The sequence below is a fragment of the Oceanobacillus iheyensis HTE831 genome, from assembly GCF_000011245.1.
GTDB lineage: Bacteria > Bacillota > Bacilli > Bacillales > Amphibacillaceae > Oceanobacillus > Oceanobacillus iheyensis.
In genome coordinates this window covers 979,415-1,001,351 of sequence record NC_004193.1, presented here as the reverse complement: position 1 = coordinate 1,001,351, position 21,937 = coordinate 979,415, and the positions used below count along the sequence as shown (strand labels likewise).

25 protein-coding genes and 1 pseudogene are annotated in these 21,937 nt (G+C 34.0%); 2 read left to right on the top strand and 24 right to left on the bottom strand.

Translation table 11 applies throughout. The features are described from left to right. Positions 1–17: 17 nt before the first annotated feature. From OB_RS05120 to OB_RS05045, 16 genes are all read right to left on the bottom strand, one after another. Entirely contained in the window at positions 18–791 is a 774-nt protein-coding gene (locus OB_RS05120; protein ID WP_041544100.1) for a 2,3-dihydro-2,3-dihydroxybenzoate dehydrogenase, read from the bottom strand. Positions 792–1,412: 621 nt separating this feature from the next. Then, entirely contained in the window at positions 1,413–2,840 is a 1,428-nt protein-coding gene (locus tag OB_RS05115; protein WP_011065355.1) for an amidohydrolase, read from the bottom strand. Between the two features lie 17 nt (positions 2,841–2,857). After that, positions 2,858–3,568, bottom strand: coding sequence for a hypothetical protein (locus OB_RS05110; protein WP_011065354.1), 711 nt, complete (start codon positions 3,566–3,568; stop codon positions 2,858–2,860). A 27-nt stretch (positions 3,569–3,595) separates the two neighbouring features. Then, a complete protein-coding gene (locus OB_RS05105; RefSeq protein ID WP_011065353.1) occupies positions 3,596–4,312 on the bottom strand; it encodes a DUF5058 family protein in 717 nt (238 codons plus the stop codon). Positions 4,313–4,501: 189 nt separating this feature from the next. Beyond that, positions 4,502–4,804: a MerR family transcriptional regulator gene (locus OB_RS05100; protein WP_011065352.1), complete on the bottom strand. Its 303-nt coding sequence runs from the start codon at positions 4,802–4,804 to the stop codon at positions 4,502–4,504. Positions 4,805–5,494: 690 nt separating this feature from the next. Further along, positions 5,495–6,136: an HAAS signaling domain-containing protein gene (locus tag OB_RS05095; RefSeq protein WP_011065351.1), complete on the bottom strand. Its 642-nt coding sequence runs from the start codon at positions 6,134–6,136 to the stop codon at positions 5,495–5,497. After that, positions 6,129–6,476, bottom strand: a complete 348-nt coding sequence (locus OB_RS05090) for a PadR family transcriptional regulator (protein ID WP_011065350.1) — start codon at positions 6,474–6,476, stop codon at positions 6,129–6,131. The genes OB_RS05095 and OB_RS05090 overlap by 8 nt, the downstream gene beginning before the upstream one ends. 318 nt (positions 6,477–6,794) lie before the next feature. Beyond that, positions 6,795–7,316, bottom strand: coding sequence for a LysM peptidoglycan-binding domain-containing protein (locus tag OB_RS05085; protein WP_011065349.1), 522 nt, complete (start codon positions 7,314–7,316; stop codon positions 6,795–6,797). Positions 7,317–7,503: 187 nt separating this feature from the next. Then, a complete protein-coding gene (gene mqo, locus OB_RS05080) occupies positions 7,504–9,012 on the bottom strand; it encodes a malate dehydrogenase (quinone) (RefSeq protein ID WP_011065348.1) in 1,509 nt (502 codons plus the stop codon). Between the two features lie 243 nt (positions 9,013–9,255). Beyond that, entirely contained in the window at positions 9,256–10,041 is a 786-nt protein-coding gene (locus tag OB_RS05075; protein ID WP_011065347.1) for a CPBP family intramembrane glutamic endopeptidase, read from the bottom strand. A 97-nt stretch (positions 10,042–10,138) separates the two neighbouring features. After that, on the bottom strand, positions 10,139–10,924 hold the full coding sequence (locus OB_RS05070; RefSeq protein ID WP_011065346.1) for a MerR family transcriptional regulator: 786 nt from the start codon (positions 10,922–10,924) through the stop codon (positions 10,139–10,141). 147 nt (positions 10,925–11,071) lie between these two features. After that, the gene (locus OB_RS05065; protein ID WP_011065345.1) at positions 11,072–12,610 is read right to left on the bottom strand and encodes a polyamine aminopropyltransferase; all 1,539 of its coding nucleotides are present in this window, start codon (positions 12,608–12,610) and stop codon (positions 11,072–11,074) included. A gap of 79 nt (positions 12,611–12,689) precedes the next feature. Further along, the gene (locus OB_RS05060; RefSeq protein ID WP_011065344.1) at positions 12,690–13,085 is read right to left on the bottom strand and encodes a DUF350 domain-containing protein; all 396 of its coding nucleotides are present in this window, start codon (positions 13,083–13,085) and stop codon (positions 12,690–12,692) included. A 15-nt stretch (positions 13,086–13,100) separates the two neighbouring features. Further along, a complete protein-coding gene (locus tag OB_RS05055) occupies positions 13,101–13,712 on the bottom strand; it encodes a DUF4247 domain-containing protein (RefSeq protein ID WP_011065343.1) in 612 nt (203 codons plus the stop codon). Positions 13,713–13,775: 63 nt separating this feature from the next. After that, positions 13,776–14,447: a PspA/IM30 family protein gene (locus tag OB_RS05050; RefSeq protein ID WP_011065342.1), complete on the bottom strand. Its 672-nt coding sequence runs from the start codon at positions 14,445–14,447 to the stop codon at positions 13,776–13,778. Between the two features lie 87 nt (positions 14,448–14,534). Beyond that, positions 14,535–15,047 (bottom strand): DUF4178 domain-containing protein, encoded by a 513-nt coding sequence (locus OB_RS05045; RefSeq protein ID WP_011065341.1) that lies wholly within the window; start codon positions 15,045–15,047, stop codon positions 14,535–14,537. 248 nt (positions 15,048–15,295) lie between these two features. Between OB_RS05045 and speD the strand changes: the two genes are divergently transcribed. Next, positions 15,296–15,676: an adenosylmethionine decarboxylase gene (speD, locus tag OB_RS05040; protein WP_011065340.1), complete on the top strand. Its 381-nt coding sequence runs from the start codon at positions 15,296–15,298 to the stop codon at positions 15,674–15,676. Between the two features lie 374 nt (positions 15,677–16,050). Here the strand turns inward: speD and OB_RS05035 are convergent, their stop codons facing one another. After that, positions 16,051–16,464 (bottom strand): 3-oxoacyl-[acyl-carrier-protein] synthase III C-terminal domain-containing protein, encoded by a 414-nt coding sequence (locus tag OB_RS05035; RefSeq protein WP_011065339.1) that lies wholly within the window; start codon positions 16,462–16,464, stop codon positions 16,051–16,053. Positions 16,465–16,558: 94 nt separating this feature from the next. Here OB_RS05035 and OB_RS05030 point away from each other — a divergent pair, with 94 nt between their 5' ends. After that, positions 16,559–17,260: a DUF5694 domain-containing protein gene (locus OB_RS05030; RefSeq protein ID WP_011065338.1), complete on the top strand. Its 702-nt coding sequence runs from the start codon at positions 16,559–16,561 to the stop codon at positions 17,258–17,260. A gap of 384 nt (positions 17,261–17,644) precedes the next feature. Here the strand turns inward: OB_RS05030 and OB_RS05020 are convergent, their stop codons facing one another. From OB_RS05020 to OB_RS04990, 7 genes and pseudogenes are all read right to left on the bottom strand, one after another. Next, positions 17,645–17,917 (bottom strand): YesK-like family protein, encoded by a 273-nt coding sequence (locus OB_RS05020; protein ID WP_011065337.1) that lies wholly within the window; start codon positions 17,915–17,917, stop codon positions 17,645–17,647. A gap of 196 nt (positions 17,918–18,113) precedes the next feature. After that, on the bottom strand, positions 18,114–18,563 hold the full coding sequence (locus tag OB_RS18085; protein WP_011065336.1) for an SMP-30/gluconolactonase/LRE family protein: 450 nt from the start codon (positions 18,561–18,563) through the stop codon (positions 18,114–18,116). A gap of 25 nt (positions 18,564–18,588) precedes the next feature. Continuing rightward, positions 18,589–19,125, bottom strand: a complete 537-nt coding sequence (locus OB_RS05010; RefSeq protein WP_231846994.1) for a GNAT family N-acetyltransferase — start codon at positions 19,123–19,125, stop codon at positions 18,589–18,591. 49 nt (positions 19,126–19,174) lie between these two features. Continuing rightward, positions 19,175–19,849: an HAD family hydrolase gene (locus tag OB_RS05005; protein ID WP_011065334.1), complete on the bottom strand. Its 675-nt coding sequence runs from the start codon at positions 19,847–19,849 to the stop codon at positions 19,175–19,177. Positions 19,850–20,004: 155 nt separating this feature from the next. Next, positions 20,005–20,466 (bottom strand): PH domain-containing protein, encoded by a 462-nt coding sequence (locus OB_RS17845; protein ID WP_160162347.1) that lies wholly within the window; start codon positions 20,464–20,466, stop codon positions 20,005–20,007. Between the two features lie 370 nt (positions 20,467–20,836). Continuing rightward, positions 20,837–21,055: a hypothetical protein gene (locus OB_RS04995; RefSeq protein WP_231846993.1), complete on the bottom strand. Its 219-nt coding sequence runs from the start codon at positions 21,053–21,055 to the stop codon at positions 20,837–20,839. Positions 21,056–21,470: 415 nt separating this feature from the next. Next, a pseudogene (locus OB_RS04990) lies at positions 21,471–21,912 on the bottom strand (NUDIX hydrolase). Positions 21,913–21,937 lie beyond the last annotated feature (25 nt).

Genomic DNA, 21,937 nt, shown 5'->3' with positions numbered 1-21,937 from the left:
GCTCCCTTTAATTCCATCTATTGCGCACCTAATGTGGCTCCTCCATCTACAACAATATTATTCATGGTTATATGACTTGCACTATCCGATAGTAGGAATAACACTGCTTCAGTGATCTCTGTTGTACTCGCTATTTTTTGCAATGGAATACCCACTCGATATTGTTCTGGAATACCTTTTATTCCTTTTTCTATATCTGCTTCTTCCTTCCAAAATGCCCTCTGCATTTCTGTATCCGTCGCACCTGGTGATACGATATTACATCGAATTCCATGACTCGCCATTTCTAAGCCTAGACACTTCGTAAACATCAGGGAAGCGGCTTTGGAAGCACTGTAAGCTGCCATTGACGTTCTCGGTACGGACGCTGCATTGGAACTAATAGTCACTACTGCACCCTGTTTATTTTCTTTCATTCGATTACATACAGCTCTCGAAACATGAAAAACGCCATTGGTATTTACAGCAAATGTTCGCTCCCAGTCTTCATCGGAAAGTGTCGTTACCTCTCCTAGTGAAAGTACTCCAGCTGCATTAACCAAAACATCTATTCTTCCATAGGTTTTATATACTTGATCAATAATTTCATTGACCCTTGTACTATCAGAGACATCAGCATAAAATGTTTCAGCTGCTAAATGATCCGTCTCAGCTATATCTTTAATTTTTTGTAGCTTTTCTTCTTGGATATCAATTCCTATCGTTACATAACCTCTCACTGCTAAAGCATGAAATACTTCATATCCCATTCCTTGAGCTGCACCCGTAACAATGGCAACTTTCTTTTCCATCAATTCACCATACCTCCTTCAATTGATAATCATTCTCAATGAGATATAAAAAAATAAAGACGAGCTTTAGTTGGTATCAATTGGTAATTTAAATGATAATGATTATCATTATCATATACTGAATACTTTAGAATACATGAACCTATCCGTCAACAAGGTAAAAAAGCCTATATTATTTAGGATACATACAATATATTATGCTCATCATAACTTCCTGAAGGTTGATATACCGGTCTATAACAGTTACTTATCTCTAAAATACAGTTATTACCATCCAAAATAATTATCATTGAGTTTAATTTAAGGAAATGAGAACCAACTATACAGTTTAAGTGTTGATATAGTGCGATTTTCACCTAATAACTAAAAAATCAGCATGGAAATAAAGATAATTTTTTCCATGCTATTTTCGTTTCCTTCTAAATTCCTACATTTTTTGTATAGATTCGATAAAATAATCCTTTAGCCATCTGCTAATTTGAGAAAAAGCACAAGCGTCTGTTAAGAACCATCACGAGTGTGTTCTACTAATTTAGGTGTAAAATTTCTTCCTACAAATGCTTCTTAACTATCAAAAAAGCACCCTCATCAAAATGAGAATGCTCTACGTATATTTTCTATTTACTTCATGGATGCAAGAACAGGATCTACTTTCCTTTTTACTGGTGGCTTAACATCATCAGGTATCCCAGCTTTATAAGGCTTGTCTATTGTACTTTGTTTAAATTCTTCTTTTGCTTGAACAACAAGCTCTTCATTTGAAAAAAGATCATATAAAGTTAATGCCATTGTTTTCGCTGCTAAATGCATCCCTTTATAGCCAATGGAAGAACCATAAGCTGAAGTGGCTTGCCAAGTATGTGCCTGGACCCCAACAGGTGCACAAGTAGTCATCACCATTCCAGTAGGTGTAATCCAACTTACATCCCCCACATCCGTTGAGCCTCCGACTGAAGACCCTAGTAATTGCTTATTATTAGTTATATGTGTCGGAAGTAAATCATCTACTTGATCACGTAATTGTTTTTTCGACATCTCTACAATCTCTGAATCAATACTTTCTAATAAATGTGTTGCAAATGTTTCTTCTTCTTTCGTAAATGATATCTCCGATTGCATCATATTTTCATACATTACGTCATTTAATGTTTCATTTGGAAGTGTTTCGTAAGCAAATGCTAAGATATTTGATTCCACTTCTGTTTCTGTCATTAACACTGCTCCATCTGCAATCTTTTTCACTCTTCGTAACATATCATTCACTTGTTCCTTCGTAGCAGCTCGTAAGTAATACCATACCTTCGCTTGATCGGGCACAACATTTGGAGCTAGTCCACCATTAGTTATAACATAATGAATTCGTGATCCATCTAAAACATGTTCTCGCATATAATTTGTACCGACATTCATTAACTCTACTGCATCAAGAGCACTTCTTCCGGCATGCGGTGCTGCAGCAGCATGTGCTGTTATCCCTGTAAATACAAATTCAACAGAAACCATCGCCTGCATACTTTGATTCACTGTAAAATTTGATGTACCAGGATGCCAAGTCAAACAACAATCTAAATCATCAAATACACCCTCTCTTGCCATATATGTTTTACCTGAAAGTACTTCCTCTGCTGGGCACCCATAATAACGTATGGTTCCTTTAATACCTTCTTTTTTCATATAATCCTTTAATGCAATTACTGCTTCAACACCAGCTGTTCCTAATAGATGGTGACCACATCCATGCCCTGGTCCATCAGCTACAATTTCTTCCTTTGTTGGTGATACTGTTTGTGATAAACCGGGCAAAGCATCGAACTCGCCTAGTACACCAATAATTGGTGCTTCACTCCCATATTCAGCTACAAATGCAGTAGGAACCCCACCAATATTAGGTTGAATACGGAAATCTTCATTTTTTAACGTATCTATTTGTAGCTGGCTTGCATAATCTTCATCATAAGCTAATTGTGGATTTTCCCAAATATTTTTCGCGATGTCCGTAAAAACCCCCTCATTTGTACTTATCCAATCTAAAATATCTTTTTTACTCATGAAACATCCTCCTAGAATTAGGCTACTTTATTTTTAAATTTCTTTTTCTCGATTACAAGTACTATAGAAACGGTACAAATAATACATAACAATCCTTTAATTAACGTCGGTATAGAAAGTAGATATAATAGTAAAGCAATCGAAATTGCTATTGCACCATATAGTGGTTTTTTCAATGCGAATTGTGCAAATATCCCACCAAAAATAGAAGGTACAATATAGGGGAACACAGATTTCACGGACTCAGGAATAATAGACAGGATATAGGATCCTCCTAAAATAATCATGATTAAAAATAATAGATTTACAATGGAAGCAGCACCAATTGCTAATGCAGCTGCAATTTCTCCTTTTTTAGAACCAGGATCCGTTCCTATCGCATTCTGTGCAGCTGCTGCTGATGGTAAGCACATATTGGCAATGTTTCCAGTAAGAAATGCCATATATGTTCCTGATACCCCAAGTGTTGGATAATATGAAATTGGTTCGACAAACCAAATCACTCCCACTACAGATGCGTATGCTAAAAATCCAGTTAATATGGCTTGCCACCCAGGGTGATAACCAAGATAAAATGATAGAGTAAAAGGTAAGCTAATGGTTAATAGGATTACAGTCCAAATAGTTACCCTACCCCAAAAATGAGATCGTTGGTGAAATAGTGACATACTCAATGCCTTGGCTGACTGTATTTCTTCTGTTTCTATGACTCTTCTACTTACTTCCATTCATACTCATCTCCCTTTTTATCTATATTAGAACATCATAAAACTAACAGACAGACCAACAATAATTGATATTCCTAAGGAGTATTCATTTAACCATTTGAGTTTCTTGATATTTTTAGTAATTAAAGAAACAAGAATCATCGCAATAGCTGATGCAAAAATAACAGCTGCACTTGTCACTCCTTTTACCATTTCATCCATCACAAAGTTACTAAAGATACCTAACATCGCTGCTGTTGAGAGAATAATCATGATTGGAAATTGTTTATTTTTATTCTTACTAACAATTTTTGCTTGCATTTTCCCAAGTGACTTTGTAAATAATGTAACAACTAATAACCATCCGATTCCGCCTAAGCATAATACCCACACTACTAATGTAAATACTTCATTCGTAAAGGCTGATGTCCCTAGGTCAACACCTGCAGATGAAGTTGCAAGCTGAGCCCCTGTAGCCTCAATCCCTGCGGACCCAATTATACCGATGCGCATCAAGGTAAGCGGCTCTCCTAATAAAGCAATTAATGATATCGCAACAATAATAATACCTAATGAAGGTCCAATTGCATTTATCGCTCCAACTTTAATTGCACTCTTCGTCTCTTCTTTCGTCATTCCTACACTGGGACTCGTCTTTAACGCTAAAAAAATAAATTTTATTCCTTGAAAAGCGACCACACTAATAACCAGGAAAGCGAATAACCATACAATAGGACTATTTGCAACAGTCATAGTTGCTTCCACTATCAAAACTCCTCCTTTTTATACTACCTATAATTAATTAAAGATAATAAACTAGTAATTTAGTATTATCTAAAGATTCAATTATTTTATTTTATACTTATACATTAAAAAGGAGTTCCTATCATACTGCAATTCATTTGTAAGATTTTCTAACAATAAATTTCAACAGCTTTATATTTCACTACACAGTTATTTTTTATGAAAATGTGCGTTAATCTGTCCACGGAGCATCTCTTCCTTAACCTTTTGCTTGTTTTTCTTTTTCTGCATATTATGTTTTATTTCTCTAGTTTGCACACCTTCTTCTCGCTGCTCTGCAATATTCATCAGTGTCTCGATATCAGAGAAGGAATATTTTCGAGTACCATTTTTCGATCTTTCTGGGTAAATTAATCCCCGCTCTTCATAATAACGAATTTGTCGTACAGAAAGACCAGTTAATTCATTTACTATTCCAATGGTAATGACTTTTTTGTTCTTGTATGAAGTCATACTTTTCCTCCCCTATTTAATTAATTACAAAATTATCCATGTATTGATATATCTTTACATTATACCAAGTAATTTTCATTACATTTGTTAATTCATTAAAAAAGGTACATTATATGTAACTAATTAAATTATTTACGGTAAAAACATTACCATTGTCATGAGGCTAAGACATCATTGATCAATATATATTCAACAATATTCATGTCGTTAACAACTAGAAGCTTATTTAACTATTTTTTATAGCTGAACCATTTTTCAAGGGAAGTAGGAAAAACTGTCAACATCACTGCTTTAATTAATGATGTTTATAAGATTCTTAATGTTGAATTGATGGAGTTAGGACCGTGCTATTCACTATCAAGGAGAATTCAGCAAATTATATACACCCAAAAAACCCCGATGAAATTAAAATCTCTTTCATCGGGATTTCTTTCTCTCACTTGAATGTTATTATCACAAGATGCACCCTAAAGGCTCTATAGCATTCTCTCTAAGGATTTAAGAAGGGAGTATTACTACCAATCACTTGCGATAGACGATATAAAATCCTAAAATGCTATTCAAATTTAATTTAAACAAAATCTTTCCCGTACATGTCCTCACTAGGTTAAAAGATCTTTTTCGGACTGAATTCTCCACATAATCATCCATTTTAAAAACTGTTCGTTGTGATAGAGATGACTCATCTATTTAAATATTTAACTTCTTTTGATAAAAGAGTCTTCTCAAGTAAAAAATGATCGCAAAAACTATAAACATAAAACAAAGAAAGAAGAAGAATGCAGTAAAATTCACTGCTCCATCCAAAAAGCTTCTAATCATAAATGTAACAGCACCCATCGGAAGAATTATATATAAGAGATTTTTTGATATTGTTTTTATATAATCTACTCTTTCACTTGTCCATCGAATAGACTTAGAACTTAAACCAAATAATACTGCAGCAATAGCAATTAAGCCAACAAGTGTCATTTCTAACTCAAATGCTCCTCGAAACACTGACACTAGTAGTAATCCCATACCAGAGAAAAGAAAACCCATACTCCCTTTGAACCTAAAGTCATCTGAATCAAAATCTTTGTTCTTATTATTCTTGTATTCACTATTAATTTGATTCGCTAACATATCTGCAGAAATAAACTCATTAATTGCTAACTTTTCAGCTTCCTGTCTATTTACATTTCTCTCCTCATTTTCATTCACGATTTCTTCTAAATGACTTTTGATTTCCAAAAGTTGTGAATCTTTCTCTGATTTTGGTATATCATTTGGTAATTGTGATTCTAATTGAGCTAAATAATCATCAATAGTAAATATGTCTTTTTCATTCATATAATCCTCCTCTTAAGCTTTGTAATGAATCAAATAACTCCTCGTACTCGCTAATTCTTTTTTGAGCAACACTTTCTCCTTCTTCCGTTATTTTATAATACTTACGTCTTGGACCATCTTCAGAATCAACCCAGTAAAAGGAAATCCAGTTTTTATTAACCATCCTTTTTAAAATTGGATAGATGGACCCCGCAGCCAAGCTCACACTTGGTAAGTTATTCAACGCATTATTAATTTCATAACCATACATATCTTGCTTGCTGACTAATAATAAAATAGCCAGTTCATAAACACCTTTTTTCATTTGTGTAATCCATTTATCATCGTTAAAATTTTCCATATTCTCACTATATGTTATTGACATCTAGATGTCAATAACATATAGTGATGCCTTACAGTTTTAATATTACTAATATTATTCAACATTATAACAATGAAGGAGAATTTAAAGGCGTTTGACTTGGAATATATTGAAATTTAGATAGTACTGTATCATCTATTAGTTAATAAAAAAATAACTCCTATCAAAGAGATATGAGCAATTTATTGTAATTTCAAAACAGAAACATTAATAAAACTAGCTAACAAAGGAATATTCTCCCTCTACTAGCTAGTAAAATACTAATCTACATATTGTATTTATAAAATTGATTTCAACCTAATATTGGACTTGTAATTCTTTTACACCAAATTCTATTGCTTCATCCACATCTGACATATATACATCTAAGTCTCCTTCAGTTACGGCACTTCCCCTATCTTCACATGTAAATGTATTATCAAAATATGGTATATATACTTTAGTTCCAAATGACATGGATTCTGGACAAGCAATGGTTTGTCCTTCTTGCACTTCTGTACCCGATGCGGTAATACCATAAGCTGGATCTCCCGGTTCTTTACCGGTAGATTCATGACCTGCTGTATAAGCAGTTACTGTGAATTTTTCACCCTTTGCATCTGGAATTGTAATTGACTGACCAGCAAAAATAATATCTGGATCTGTTATAAATGTATTAAACTCTATTAATGTTGCAACACTTACATTATGTTCCTTCGAGATTTCAGACAGAACATCTCCCGTTTGTACCGTATACTTACTGCTAGCATGTGCTTCGTTTGAAAATAGTACTACACCTAATGTGATAGCCAACAGTGTAAGTAATTTTAAAAATTTCATGTTGATAACCCCCTATGTGTTTTATGTTTCTATCATTTTCCACTTATAAATTACGCACAGGAGATTCCTTCTTCTAACGTTGTTAATGAACTGAAATAAAGATGTAAAAGTAGGTAAGACTATCAACCTACTTTGACGGCATAGAAAAAGATCTGTGATAGGATATCACAGATCTTTCTTTTGCTTATCAAGAAGGTATTACCATGGGCTCTTCGTTCTTTAAACCAAGTGCCTTTTCGATAGATACCTCAATCTCTTTATATAACTCTGGATTTTCAGAAAGTGCTATGCCATAAGAAGGTATCATTTCTTTAATTTTTGGTTCCCACTCTTGCAAATGCTCAGGGAAACATTTTTGTATCACTTCTAGCATCACATGTACTGCGGTAGATGCCCCTGGGGAAGCGCCTAATAGTGCTGCCATGGTTCCATCCTCACCACAAACAACTTCCGTACCAAATTGTAGTGTACCTTTTCCTCCATCTTCCGTATCCTTGATTACTTGGACACGCTGTCCTGCTATAACAATATCCCAATCTTTACTTTGTGCATTAGGAATGAATTCACGTAATTCTTCCATACGTTTTTCATTCGATAGGACAACCTGTTGAATGAGATATTTTGTTAACGGTAATTCCTTCATACCAGCAGAAAGCATGGTAAAAAGATTATCCGATTTCACAGAATGCATTAAATCAAATAATGAACCTGTTTTTAAAAATTTTGGTGAAAAACCGGCAAAAGGTCCAAATAGTAACGATTTTTTCCCGTCAATAAACCTCGTATCGAGATGCGGAACAGACATCGGTGGTGCACCAACTTTAGCTTTCCCATAGACCTTCGCATGGTGCTGCTCGATTACTTCCGGATTATTACATACCATAAATAAACCACTAACAGGGAAGCCACCAATATGTTTCGATTCCTTGATACCTGTTTTTTGAAGTAATGGCAAACTTCCACCACCAGCACCGATGAAGACGAATTTAGCAGTATGGTATTCAATCTTTTCATCGTTCATATCATGAACTTTTACTTCCCATAATCCTTCACTATTTCGTTTAATATCTTCTACACTATGATTGTAATTCACATCAATGCCTTTATGATCAAACTCTTGAAACAAAAGACGCGTTAAAGCACCGAAATTAACATCTGTACCAGAATCAATCTTTGTCGCTGCAATAGGTTCATTTGTATCTCGTTTATCCATAATAAGCGGCATCCACTCTTTTAACTTTTCGTTATCATCGGAGAACTCCATACCATTAAATAATGGATGATTCACTAATGCCTTAAAGCGCTTTCTAAGGAATGTAACATTATCCTCACCTTGTACTAAGCTTATATGTGGTAACGCTCTGATAAAGTCTTCGGGATTACGAATCAAGTTACGATTTACAAGGTAAGACCAAAACTGTCTTGATAGTTGAAATTGTTCATTGACCTTAACCGCTTTATTGATATCAATAGATCCATCTGTTCTTTCGGAAGTATAATTAAGCTCACATAATGCTGAATGCCCTGTACCAGCATTATTCCATTCATTGGAGCTTTCTTCTCCAGGATTTTCGAGCTTCTCAAATACTCTAATTTCTAAGTTTGGTGATAGTTCTTTCAGAAGTGATCCTAATGTAGCACTCATTATGCCAGCACCAATTAAGATAACGTCTGCTTGCGTGTGTTTGTTACTCATTTTATCCTTCCTTATCCCCCAAAATTTTAAAACATAAATAAAACATTAACCCCTTATTCTCCATTATAAACCTATTGTGAAAATTTTTTAATATATATGAAGTAAATATAATATTACCATTTTTCTGTTTATTATATGTAAGTTAAAGAAAATGGCTTAAAAATCAATTAAACAAACTATATCAGGGAATAAGTTACCTTCAAGATATGATTCTGGTAACTTTTTCAATAAAGGATAAAATTATCAGTATAAAATACTCTTGGGATTTATAGAAATCATTAGAATTGCAACTACTAAATATAAAATCATGACATATGTGAGAATGTCTAATAGATCTCCTTTAACAATCACCAAAGAGTAGTTAAACAACTGATGCATAATTATCGGGATCATTAGATTCTTATTTAGATTGTAGAAAAACGCCATAATTATAGAAAATGATAAAATTCCAATCATAAAAAGCAAAATATATTTGAATAAATGAATACCCGTATATCCCGTAGCAAACCACAGTGGTGTATGCCAACCTCCCCATAAAACGCCTACTATGATAGAAGATTTCAAAGGAGAGCACCGCTTTTGAAGTTCATTTAATGCATATCCCCTCCAACCTAGCTCCTCACCTAAAGGTCCCCTAACTAAATTATCAATAAACATAATGAATAATGGTAATGGTCCTAAATAGAATAATGCTAAACTCTGATTTATATGGCTTAATATAAATATTGTAGTAACGATGATTATAACTTGAATGATTATAATCGTAGTTAAAACTGAAAGCTTTATTTTTATAGTAAATAATTCTTTTACAAAAGTTATTAACTTTACTCCCGGATAAATCCGTTTAAACAAAATAAGAAATGCAAAGGTTGATGACCATGAAGAAATAATTTGTAACGTATTCGTTATACTCGGAGGTACTTCTAATAACAAACTAATTCCTATTCCGATAAAAAAAACAATAAATATAGCATAGGTTAATGCAATGAAGCCTACTAAAGGTTTTTGAAATGCTTTTTTCTTTTTCATATTGAGCCACTCCCTTAAATAATAGTGTTAAAATCATGAAACGCTGACACTATCATTCTAAACTCATGGGTTACCCTTAGCTCAATACCTTACTTAATTATTTTATAGGGGCGTACATTTCTAGAAAAACACGCTCGAGTCCTTCTTCATACGTCGTCATTAAAATATTGATATATGCAATACCTACTAATTCATAGTTATTTTCCCGAGCAATTTTTATAAGTCTTTCACCAATTTCATTATCAATATTCTTTCCGCCATCTACCGCCCTACCATTTTCTATTACCATATAAAGACATTTGGTATAAGATATAATTCTACCGTGTACTTTATTTTCTTCGATTTTTTTAACGATAATAAACTTTTCATCTTTAATCCCTTTTTCATTGAAGTGGATGACACGCCTCGCACTTGATAAAGTAACAGCCTTCTTGTTCGCGGTGTTATTTCTTATAATTTCATATTCATCATAAGCGGTAAAGTCCGTTATTTCTCCAATTAGTTCCAGCGGTTTCATCTCTTTAACCGTAAAATCGCCTAAATATTTATTAATATTAACATGATCTCTTTTAACAGCATCGATTTTGTTTAGTAGTAACTTTTTATGTTCAATTTCCTCACGTATTTTCGCTTTTTTCTCTTCTAATAAATGACCTAGATTGTCTATACTCATATTGTTTCTTATCTCTTGTATCTTCTTAATTTCTATATCAATCTCTCTATAGAAATTCGTTGTAATTACGTCATGAATATCATATTGATTATATTTTCGATATCCATTCACACCATCATGGATAGGATTAACCAATTTCTTTTCCTCATAATACTTTAATGTATCTCTAGAAACACCTAAAAACTTGGCAACTTGTCCAATGGTATACATAACTTCCTCCTTCTGAAATATTATAGACCCATTCATTCTAAAACTATGTAAAAGGTAAGTCTATTTCCTACGATATACAAACAAAGCGATACGCTGCAATAGGTATCGCTTTTAAGGCTAATATATCCACTTATTCCTTGTCCAAAGTTAATAATTCTCCCATGCTTTTTCATAAATTTGAATCAAGTGAGGGTCAATAAGCGTATTTGCTTTTAACTCAAAGTTCGGTATCTGTTGATCTTCGTCCTTGCCAAATGCAGTTAGTGCTGGCATCATATCATCTGTTAAAAATCTAGTAGAAACCGGTATTTCCATTATATCTAAATCAATCTCCTCACGACTTGCCATAACAAATCCCCAATTACCAAAACTCGGTACATCTACATGTAAATTCTCCGTATTCAGATTCGTTGAACTAATCGTCTCTGAAATCGTCCAATATACCTCTCTGGCGAAAACTGGACTTGTTGCTTGAACCATGAGTGTCCCCTCAGGTTTTAAGTGATTGCGTACCAAGGAATAAAATTCCTTCGTGTACAACTTATTTAGACTTTCATTGTTTGGGTCAGGCAAATCTACAAGAATAACATCATACCATTCCGATGTATCTTCTAAAAATTGAAAGGCGTCCATGTTTTTCACTTCTACTTTTTCATCCATTAAGGCCCCTTCATTAATCTCTAGCAAATGCCGATTCTCATTTGCCAACTCCACAACTGCTGGATCTAAGTCAACGAGCGTAACCTGTTTCACATCTTGATACTTTAAAACTTCCTTAGCTGCAATTCCATCGCCGCCACCAAGGATAAGGACATTCTCTGGAGTCTCTACATTTGCCATGGCCGGATGGACGAGCACTTCATGATAGCGATGCTCATCGACCGAGCTAAATTGCAAAGATCCATCCAAATAAAGTCGAATATCTTTCTCATCTTGTGTAACTGTGATTTTTTGATAGCTACTCTCTTCCATATGAATTATTGGATCTTGATACAATTTTTGTTCAAAATTAAACGCCATTTCTTCACCGAAAAACAATCCGGCTATTAGTAACACACCAATGACTCCCCCGATGACAGCATGTACGATAAAATGCCGAATCTCTTTTCTAAATAACCATAAGACAATTAATGCAACTGTTAAATTAATTAATCCAACTAAAAATGCTGTTTTTACCATACCAAAATAAGGTCGGAATAAGAAGACAAATAATACCCCGCCGATTAGTCCCCCTGCATAATCAGAAAATAACACACGAGCGGTACTTTTATTTAACGTCACACCGATTTCATTTGCTTTACGAATTAATATTGGTAGCTCAACTCCTGTTAAGGCACCAATGATTAGCGTAATAGAATATAAGTAAAACGCATCCGTTCCAGCTGGTGCAAAAGCGGTTATACCAAACATAATAAAACTAGAAAAACCACCAATTAATGCTACACAAAATTCAATCCAAACAAACTTAATGATCAGATTCCGCATAAACTTCTCACTTAAGCTAGCTCCTATTCCCATACCTGTTAAGAATAAGGAGATCGTAAGTGTATATTGTTTAACACCATCACCTAATATGTAGGAACCTAACGCACCAAATAAAACCTCGAAAATAATACCACAAATGGACACAATTCCCGAGGACCAATAAATAATTTTACTTTGTCTAATTGCTTTATCATTCAACATTCATCCACTCCACTATAAAGAAAAAAGCCATAAAACGATAAACAGCCAAGCAAATACCTGGCTGTAAACTCTCATATTTTTACGTAATCGATGCGCCAATTACAAATGCTAGGCCAATAGATACTCCCACGGACATAACACCAACGGCGATATTGTTCTTCTTCAACTCGTCTTCTACCGAGAAATTTCTTGTAAATAAATCGAATAACCAATATGCAATCATTTGTAGTGCCACACCGACAATACCCCAAATAATCGTATCAGTAAATCTTCCGCTATTATAAATTGCAAAAGATAGTATAATACAGATTCCTACAATTTTTCCAATAACAGATAAAGCCACTGCTACATTTCCATTTTTCACTTCTTCCATGTCCTTATATTTACGGGTCATGTTCTCAAAAATAAATAATCCAGCTAAGACAATAATTATTGCGATAACAAAATAAATTAATGTAGAAATAAACAATTCCATATAATCACCTTCCTTTTATTTTCCTGTTCCAGGTCCGCCGCCTCTAAATGTCGTGTTTCCGCGGCCAATTCCACCAGAACCGCCGTAGCTTCCCATACCAGAATAGTCTCCATTTGAATTACGATTCCAATTGTTTCCGAACATACTATCTAATAGTCGGATGGAAAAATATGTACCTAAAAAGCTTGGAGAATAATTTCTCCTTACAAATTCCTCATCAGCGACTTCAATCAATAATACTTCTTGGTCAGCCTCATTTTTACGCAAGGTCACAAAGGTATCATTAAAAATAATTATCTGTTGATTATCCTTTACTTCACTGATCTCTTCCGCTTGGAACTGATTAGAAAATAGAAGACTTAACTCTGACAACGTAAATCTTGTTGTTGCATAAACTTTCGAATCGTTCGTATCGCCATCTATAGTTGTGATAAGCGGAAATACGTCTGCAATTACATCGTCAATTTCATCATTGCCGTTAGCAGCATTTTCAATTGTTTGTTTGATTTCTTGTTTCTGTGGTTCATCTGGGATATCTTCTGCCGTAATTGCCTCATCCTCTGAAGAACACGCTGCTAACAGAATGAACAGTAACATCCCTATACATAACATCCATCTTTTACACAAATCAATCCCCCTCCACCTTTAAGAAAGGGCAGCTAATTAAAGCACTGCCCTTATCTAGACAACTTACTCTTTATTCATTTTAGCCTTTAATGCTGCTAACTCATCGTCAACACCATTCTGTTTATTTAATTCCTCAAACTCATCATCTAAGGATCGGCTTTCATAAGACATCGCTTCACTTGTCTCTGCTTCTGCTTCATATCGCATTACTTTCTCTTCCATTCGCTCAAAACCTTGTTTAGAGCTATCATTTCCGATAGATGACATCGTACGATTAATTTTTGTTCTTGTTTTAGCAGATTCAGCACGTGCTTTTAAGGAATCCTTCTTCAATTTCATTTCTTGGTATTCCTTTTTCATTTCATCTAATTTTGATTTAAGAACTTCAGCATCATTTTTCGCTGTTGTCCAAGACTCATTCAAGCTAGTTGCAGTGGCTTCATGCTCTTTCTTATCTTGCAGGGCGCGTCGAGCTAGGTCATCATTTCCCGCTTCAATTGCTTGCTCTGCTTGTTTCTGACGTTTTTCCATCATTGCTTTCGCATCATCAGCTTTACGTTTTAGCATTTTTTCATTGGAAATTTGCTTTGCAACAGCTGTTTCTACTTCGCGGATATCCTCTGCCATATCACGCATGAATTGATCCAACATTTTTACCGGATCTTCTGCTTTATCAAGCGCAGAATTCAATTCTGAACTTACCACTGTCTTCACTCGATTAAAAAACTTAAACATATAATTCTCTCCTTCAAATTATAATCAATTAGTATTTTTTTCTGACATCATGTAATACGGGATAACTCTCGTTTAGGTTTCATTAATTTATAATGAACCAGCCATAATTTTAATTTCATAGGATTCAATTGGATATCCGACACTCACTTCTACTTCAGATCCCCATACTTCCAAGCTGATAGATCCTTCTTCATCTTCATCCACATATTCTGCATATTCTACTTCAGATCCTTGTAAATTGGCGCTTCTACCTTCACCAATTATTCTAGCCATGCCAGATTCATCAAAATAATAAGTCTTACCCTCATGACTAAGTTCTTTTGGAAATGGCTTAGAAACAGGGAAAGTAATTTTATTATAAATCCCTAACTCTAATTCATCATCCATCTCTGCTGCTAACCATACCGTATTCTTTCCTTCTAATAACTGGTAACTATACCACTCATAATTTCCAGAACGATACGTTATTTTCCCGACAACTTCATAATCCACTAAATCATATGTTACAATATCACCGACTTTGATCGTAAATACGTCTCTTTCTTTCGGTGCAGGTTCACTTTTTTTATTTTTGGAAAAAAGCTTAGAAAATAGTCCCACAAATTCACCCCACATAAACTAGTCATCATTATTGTTTATAATAATCATATGACCTTTTATCCTATTCTAATTCTAACTGATTGACCTAAAAAATAAAAATTTAAAGATGTTGTAGTTAAAACTACTTATAAAAAACGAAGTATATACCTCTTTATTCTAATCTAGAAAAATTGCATAAACAATATAATCGGTTTATACTCATCTATATACGAGTAGTAAATATTTTATGTAAGGGGAAGTTTCATCACATGGATGTATTGGGAAGGCATATCATTGCTGAGCTGTGGGAATGCAACTTAGAAAAGTTAAACAATATCGATTTTATTCGAGATACATTTGTAGAGGCGGCAGTCTTAGCTGGTGCAGAAGTACGTGAAGTTGTGTTTCATCCATTCGCACCATATGGGATAAGCGGTGTCGTTATAATCTCTGAATCCCATTTAACTATCCATAGTTTCCCAGAGCATGGTTATGCAAGTATCGATGTCTATACATGCGGAGATAAAGTAGATCCAAATATTGCGGTAAAACATATTGCAGATGCCCTCGAATCCAGCGTTGGTCAATTTAGAGAAATACCACGAGGCATGGGACCTGTGAATGCAAAGCCAATACAAAAAATAAAGTAAGATTACATTGTCCTTCGCTGTGCTTAGCTTGCTTTCAACTCTTTGATTATTAGCCCATCTTCATTATATATGAAGATAATTATCGGAATATCAAACTGATTTTATATTAATTTAAACCATAGTTTCCAATCTGGAAAATTCAATTCCTCTTTAGGTGGTTGCAAACGTCCTCTTGACCTGCTTCTTTATTTAAAGAACCATCTATACCTGAATTCTTCATAACATTTTTACCTATACCTCTACTTTTTATTTTCATCATTTTTGCGCCCAAATAAGTTAAAAATCGACTGGATTAAGCCCAGTAAATTTATTGAACTCAATCCAGCCAATCAGCTTCATAATACAAATAGTAATATTCTAGAGTAACGAAAAAATTAATACTTAAATAACATAGCGACCATTTCATGACCCGATCCAATAGTCCAAAACAATACCGTATCTCCCCGTTTAATTTGTCTAGACTTAACTCCCTCATATAGACTAATAAATGGACTGCTTGTAGTCGTATACCCATATTTATCTCCAATATAGACGACTTTTTCCTCTTGAATATTAAAATGATCTTGGATTTTTAATATATTGGTCAATGCAAACTGAGAGAAACAAAAAGCGTCAACATCTTTAATGTTCAATTTATTTCTTTCTAATAGTTTTTCAATCATGATACATGCATCAGGAACAGCCATTGAACCGTCAAATGGTAAAAAAACTATATGCTCCTCTTTTCCAATTGTTTTAGAAAAACCGTCTTGTGGGTAAACAATATTGTCTTTATTTGATGAATCCACATCATATATTGCATCAATAAATCCTATATCGCTCAGTAGAGAAATTAAGATATTATTAAACTAGCACGTAATTACTAAAAAGGGGGGAATCTCAATGAATGTAGAAAAGGCGAAAGTTCTTGTACTCGGAACCTTTCACATGGCTGAACATGAAGGTTTGTATTCTAACAAAAGGCAAACAGAAATTGAGGAACTAGTTTCAAAATTAGTAAACTTTAAACCAACAAAGATTGCCGTTGAAAAGGTACCAGAAGATAGTGTATTCACTAATGAAAAGTATAGGCAATACAAACTCGGAACTTACAATTTAGAAATGAATGAAATTTTTCAAATAGGTTTTCGTTTAGGTGTAAGGCTTGGGCATGAACAGATATATTCTGTTGATTGGATGGGGGATGCCGACATGGATTATGGAGAAATTGAGAAGTGGGTAAAAGTAAATCAACCAGACCTTTTCAATGAAATCTATAATGATTTATTTGTACCTGAATTAACGAAAAATAAGCGTATTATAGATTATTATAAAGAGTTAAATGATCCAATCTGGCTCAATAAAATACATAAGCATTATGTAAATATTGCTCGAATTGGCGATATCAACAATTATATCGGCATAAAATGGCTAAGTTGGTGGTACAAAAGAAATCTAATAATGTTCTCAAACCTAACGCGTTTGATTCGTTCAAAGGAAGATCGAATACTATTTATTGTAGGTGCTTCACATCCTGCTATTGTTAATCAATTTCTTAAAGAAAGTGAAGCCTGTGAGATCGTTCAACCACTAAGTTATTTATAATAAATAGCACAAAAGGTTCCAATTTTGTTGGCAATACAAAACCTAGTATGAAGCTACCACATTGGTTCATCTTTATCACTTAGTTTGATACGAAAAAGTAGAAATGGAACGAATAAAATGCTTAGATAACCAAATGTGAATAACCTTTGAGTTTCTGCAGAAATGTATTGCTTACAACAACAATTTGGACAGTTTTTTCCTTGCTTTGAGAATCCGAGAGACAAAATTTCTCTAACCTTCCATTTATAACTACAGTTCGTGCATTGTGACACAAAAGTTCCTCCTTAGATTATCATCGAGCCCTTAAATCCATAAGAAGGGCGACCCATGGTGGAAAAGATATTTCATAGGATTTACCATACGATAATTCAATTGAAAGTCACCCTAATTGGTACTTCTTTTAACAGCCCCTACTATTGTACCTAGCCATATTCCTATGAAAACAATAAATGTAACTACTCCTAATCCTATCCCTTCCCATCCACCAACAACGTCTTTACTGTAAATGACAACTCCAATACAAATTACACTCAATAAAGTGGAGGTTAATAATAAGGCTTTTCTAGAAATTTTACGAGATATAAAAAAGAGAATAATAGCACTACCAATACCCATAAGCAATATAGGCGTCCAACCTTCTAGCATTATTGCATCCATCTGAATCCCCCTTTTGCAATTACTTATTATACAATCTATTCCTACAATGGTAACTAATGATATTCACTTTAATTTTAACTTATTTTTATTAGAAGGAATATGGAGAAGCAAAACAGCATTTCCTATAAGCCGGTCGCTACTTTGCCTCCTGATTGTACGAACGATGGTACACCTCAGACCACTATTGACTACATCATTATACGTACGGAATAGAAGCTAGTCCTTGTACTCCCACCTGACATGAGAATAATGATCCTGCCAACGGTTCTAATTTAAACTTATCATTCCCTATCCCTTCACTCGCTGTTGTAATATAAAGCGTTCGCATTTTAGGACCTCCAAATGTACAACTTGTCACATTTGAAACAGGTAAGGTAATTGATTCAACGATTTTACCCAGCCGTGGATCAACACAGATGACTCGAGATCCTCCCCAAAGCGCTACCCACAACCGGTCGTTGACATCGATGGTCATTCCATCAGGAGATCCCTCAATATCCTTTAAATCAATTACGACTCTTCCCTCTTTTAGCTCTGTTGTCTCTTTGGTAACAGCATTGTAACATGTTGCATCGACTTGTAAACATGCAGCTAGAGCAATAGGGCCTAAAGGACATACCCCCTGGTTAGAAAATATATTCCTCAAGATTGGAGATAAAAAAATAATGAAGTTAAGCTATATTAATGTTATTTCTGAAATGTCTATTGCGGTAGAAGTACTGTGCAACATCTACTATTGAGGATGTGTGAAATTCTTGGATGGACCTTCTCTCTTTATCATATCGTTCAGTTACATCCCCGTTAGTTAGCTTATAAACAAGTTTTCTCCAAAATGCCTGAGCGGGATAATTTGCTTCAATTTGAGTGATAATCCAATTACCTGGAAACATAAGCATAAGTTCTGTTGCAGCCTTTTCCCCATAACCTTTCCCGCTATATGTTGCAATGATAAAGAACTCATGAAAAGTATTAGGAAAGGATTTTGATTCACTTTCTACAAGAGCAAAGCAAATGTATTCATTTTCTAACTTAATAAAAAATGCGTGGAAATTGGAATTTTCCCAGTACCTATTTAAGTTAAATAGTTTATACGTGCCGTCTTGTTCTAATCTAATTTCAGGGACAAACTTACTAAATTCATATATATAGAATTGCATGAGGTTATGTAAAATGCTTTCTTTACCTTTAGTCACTTTTTCTAAATTCAACAATTTCTATCACCCTTGATCTAAATTACACTCTTTTCAGAGTGAGCTTTTACTCCACTCTTCTAGTTAAATTCTTAACGATTAATGGAAGTGCCATCAAGTCATTAACTGTGAAATCCGCTTCAACATCGTTCCATTGGAGATCCTTTTTCCATATTCCTTTCATTCCAATACTTTGAGCAGCCTTTACATCATTTTTAGGATGATCCCCAACGAATATACTTTGCTCAGGCGGTACGTCAAGTTTTTCTAAAGCCTTTTTAAAAATTTCAGGGTCAGGTTTTTTTATCCCTTCCCACTCAGATACCAAAATCACATCAAAATATCGCTCAATTCCTAAGGCTTTAATGTTATCCATTTGAAATTGCCCATAACCGTTTGTAATCATACCTAAAAGGACATTTTTGCTCTTTAAATCTTCTAACATTTGAATTAAATTATCAAAAGGAACACAATTAAACCTAAACTCACTGATGTAATCTTGTAGCAAATCCTCCAAAGTCATTTTGGAAATATCAAATTCCTGGATTAATTGCTGATATACCTTATCTTTCCAAACATACCCACGCTTGTCGAGTTCTAAAAATCTTGTAATGTATTTATCTTTGGGTATATGACCAACCCACTTTTTCAGTCGTTCATATTGGTGGTTTACGAACCCTTTTATAGATTCATCTCGATTTAATAAAGTTCCATCTAAATCAAATAGGACAGCCTTTATCATTTTTCCAACCCCCTTACACTGCTTATATATTTATTTAATAAAATGACCCTTTTCTCCAATATTGAGCGCAGGTTTTATTCCGGATAAGCGCCCGATTCCGGAATTACACTACTAGACCTTTCTAGATTGACTATTCAAAAAATAATGAGTGGATCTTAGATTTTATATTTTTGGGATAACGCTTTTTCAATTTGAATTTGTGGTTTTTTGCTCAGAAGGAGTTTAATGAAATCACTCTCATTCCTAGGAGACACAAGAATATCCAAATTATATTTTCCGTACTGTATTACCAATCTATCAGTAGCTAAAGCAGCTGCTGTCCACACACTTTTCCTCTTACTAATTTTGTTAATTTCTTGTATATTTATTGTTTTTTTAAATGGTCCAGCCTTTACTTTAACAATATCGTTTACAATTTGATAACCCGTACTAAACCACGCCCAAATAAGTAAAACCACTATAATAAATCCAACTAATCCTTCAATAAAATTAGATGCGCTAAAAGCAATAATAGAACGAATAACAACACTTAAAATCAAAACTATGGTTCCCCGTATAACAACAGAGTAAAAAGCGTCTTTCTTAGAAACAAAAAATATTTGGCTCACCTCTTTCACTGCCCGATAATGCAAATTTGAACGCTTTTTTATTCCGTTAAAGCGCCCGATAACGGAAACTAATAGTTCTTCCTTCTGTCATCCAACTTTCTTGATAAATAAAAACATAGAAAACCAATAACAAAAGAGATTAGTAAAGGTATGATAGCAAGCATTGGCATTATAATTGTGCAATAAAGTAAATAGGCGCTCACTGCAAATATAAACCAACTAATTATAAGCAATAAACTCGATAAAAATTCTTTCATTGCAACCACAAATATCACATCCTTATGGTTATGTATAATGAACTAAATGGTCCTTATATATGACTCTGCTGTCAATCATTACTCGATAATCGCACCCTATAATGGAACAGCAAAAAACATTTTCACACTATAGTTCTACCTGATTTTCTTTTATCTCTGAAATTTAAAATAATTTCTTGTCCAAAAACCACTATCAATCCAGCCCAAAAAATTACAGAAGAAGAAAGGAGATTACTTGCAAATAATATACTATAAGTTTGGTCTATGAATAAAAGTAGCATATAGATATAAAAACCAAGTATGGCTCCTTTATTCCAGTTATACGATTCTGTTTTAGTCATAGGTTTAAAGAACTTCATTTAACTCCCCCACCCTCATAAATTATCTTGCGTTAAATATTATAGAAATACGCCCAATTGTTTAATTGTTTTTGTAATTCTACTTAATGGACTTAAATACTTGTATCCAACTAGGAACTATCAACAAAATTATTAATATACAAGCCAATCCTGCAATTACCACCTCTGATAATACTGACTTCTCAGGAAAAACATTTAAATCAAGGATTAATAAAGACAAAAGGATTATTAAACAAATGACAAAACTACGGCTTATACTATTTAGCCTTAAATTATCTATCAAAATAAAACACCCTTTTCGTTCATTTCAAGTTTCTAATTAAGAAGCAATCTGGCCCTAAAAAACAATAGTAACACATTTTATATTCCGTGAAAGCGCCCTTTTGTTGAAGAAGTTTTAAGCGTTATGAACTACCTTCCCACGAAGAATATATGGAATAATGGACTCGCCATTTATAAGATTTTTTTCTACAATCGGTATATATGCATACTTTTTTGCTATTTTTGCCTCCATCCAAGTTACCTCTTCAATCTCTTCTGGAAATAATATATTAATTTCACCATCAATAATTCTACCTTTAAAAGTAAAGAATATTGCGTGATGCTCTCGCTCTTCAAAAAAAAGCTTCACTCACTGCAAAAACACCATCTAGTTCAACGTTTAAGCCTGTTTCTTCTTTAACTTCGCGAATAGCTGCGTCTTCTAAAGTTTCTCCATTTTCCACTTCACCACCAGGGAGTGTATAGTAAGAGGATTGACTTCCTTTATTTTTCACCATCAATATATTTTCTTCATCGCTATCATATAGCAGTACATAGGCAACATCAACTCTCTTCAAAGTTTTCCCACCATCCTTCGATAAT

Bases quoted from the DNA above. Each gene is read 5' to 3' on its own strand.
- mqo (WP_011065348.1), bottom strand. From the start codon at position 9,012: ATGAGTAACAAACACACGCAAGCAGACGTTATCTTAATTGGTGCTGGC.
- OB_RS05050 (WP_011065342.1), bottom strand. From the start codon at position 14,447: ATGTTTAAGTTTTTTAATCGAGTGAAGACAGTGGTAAGTTCAGAATTG.
- OB_RS04995 (WP_231846993.1), bottom strand. From the start codon at position 21,055: ATGACTAAAACAGAATCGTATAACTGGAATAAAGGAGCCATACTTGGT.
- OB_RS05030 (WP_011065338.1), top strand. From the start codon at position 16,559: ATGAATGTAGAAAAGGCGAAAGTTCTTGTACTCGGAACCTTTCACATG.
- OB_RS05090 (WP_011065350.1), bottom strand. From the start codon at position 6,476: ATGGAAAATTTTAACGATGATAAATGGATTACACAAATGAAAAAAGGT.
- OB_RS05085 (WP_011065349.1), bottom strand. From the start codon at position 7,316: ATGAAATTTTTAAAATTACTTACACTGTTGGCTATCACATTAGGTGTA.
- OB_RS05075 (WP_011065347.1), bottom strand. From the start codon at position 10,041: ATGAAAAAGAAAAAAGCATTTCAAAAACCTTTAGTAGGCTTCATTGCA.
- OB_RS05070 (WP_011065346.1), bottom strand. From the start codon at position 10,924: ATGTATACCATTGGACAAGTTGCCAAGTTTTTAGGTGTTTCTAGAGAT.
- OB_RS05120 (WP_041544100.1), bottom strand. From the start codon at position 791: ATGGAAAAGAAAGTTGCCATTGTTACGGGTGCAGCTCAAGGAATGGGA.
- OB_RS05095 (WP_011065351.1), bottom strand. From the start codon at position 6,136: ATGAATGAAAAAGACATATTTACTATTGATGATTATTTAGCTCAATTA.
- OB_RS05005 (WP_011065334.1), bottom strand. From the start codon at position 19,849: ATGATAAAGGCTGTCCTATTTGATTTAGATGGAACTTTATTAAATCGA.
- OB_RS05020 (WP_011065337.1), bottom strand. From the start codon at position 17,917: ATGGATGCAATAATGCTAGAAGGTTGGACGCCTATATTGCTTATGGGT.
- OB_RS05100 (WP_011065352.1), bottom strand. From the start codon at position 4,804: ATGACTTCATACAAGAACAAAAAAGTCATTACCATTGGAATAGTAAAT.
- OB_RS05110 (WP_011065354.1), bottom strand. From the start codon at position 3,568: ATGGAAGTAAGTAGAAGAGTCATAGAAACAGAAGAAATACAGTCAGCC.
- OB_RS05060 (WP_011065344.1), bottom strand. From the start codon at position 13,085: ATGGAATTGTTTATTTCTACATTAATTTATTTTGTTATCGCAATAATT.
- speD (WP_011065340.1), top strand. From the start codon at position 15,296: ATGGATGTATTGGGAAGGCATATCATTGCTGAGCTGTGGGAATGCAAC.
- OB_RS05065 (WP_011065345.1), bottom strand. From the start codon at position 12,610: ATGTTGAATGATAAAGCAATTAGACAAAGTAAAATTATTTATTGGTCC.
- OB_RS05115 (WP_011065355.1), bottom strand. From the start codon at position 2,840: ATGAGTAAAAAAGATATTTTAGATTGGATAAGTACAAATGAGGGGGTT.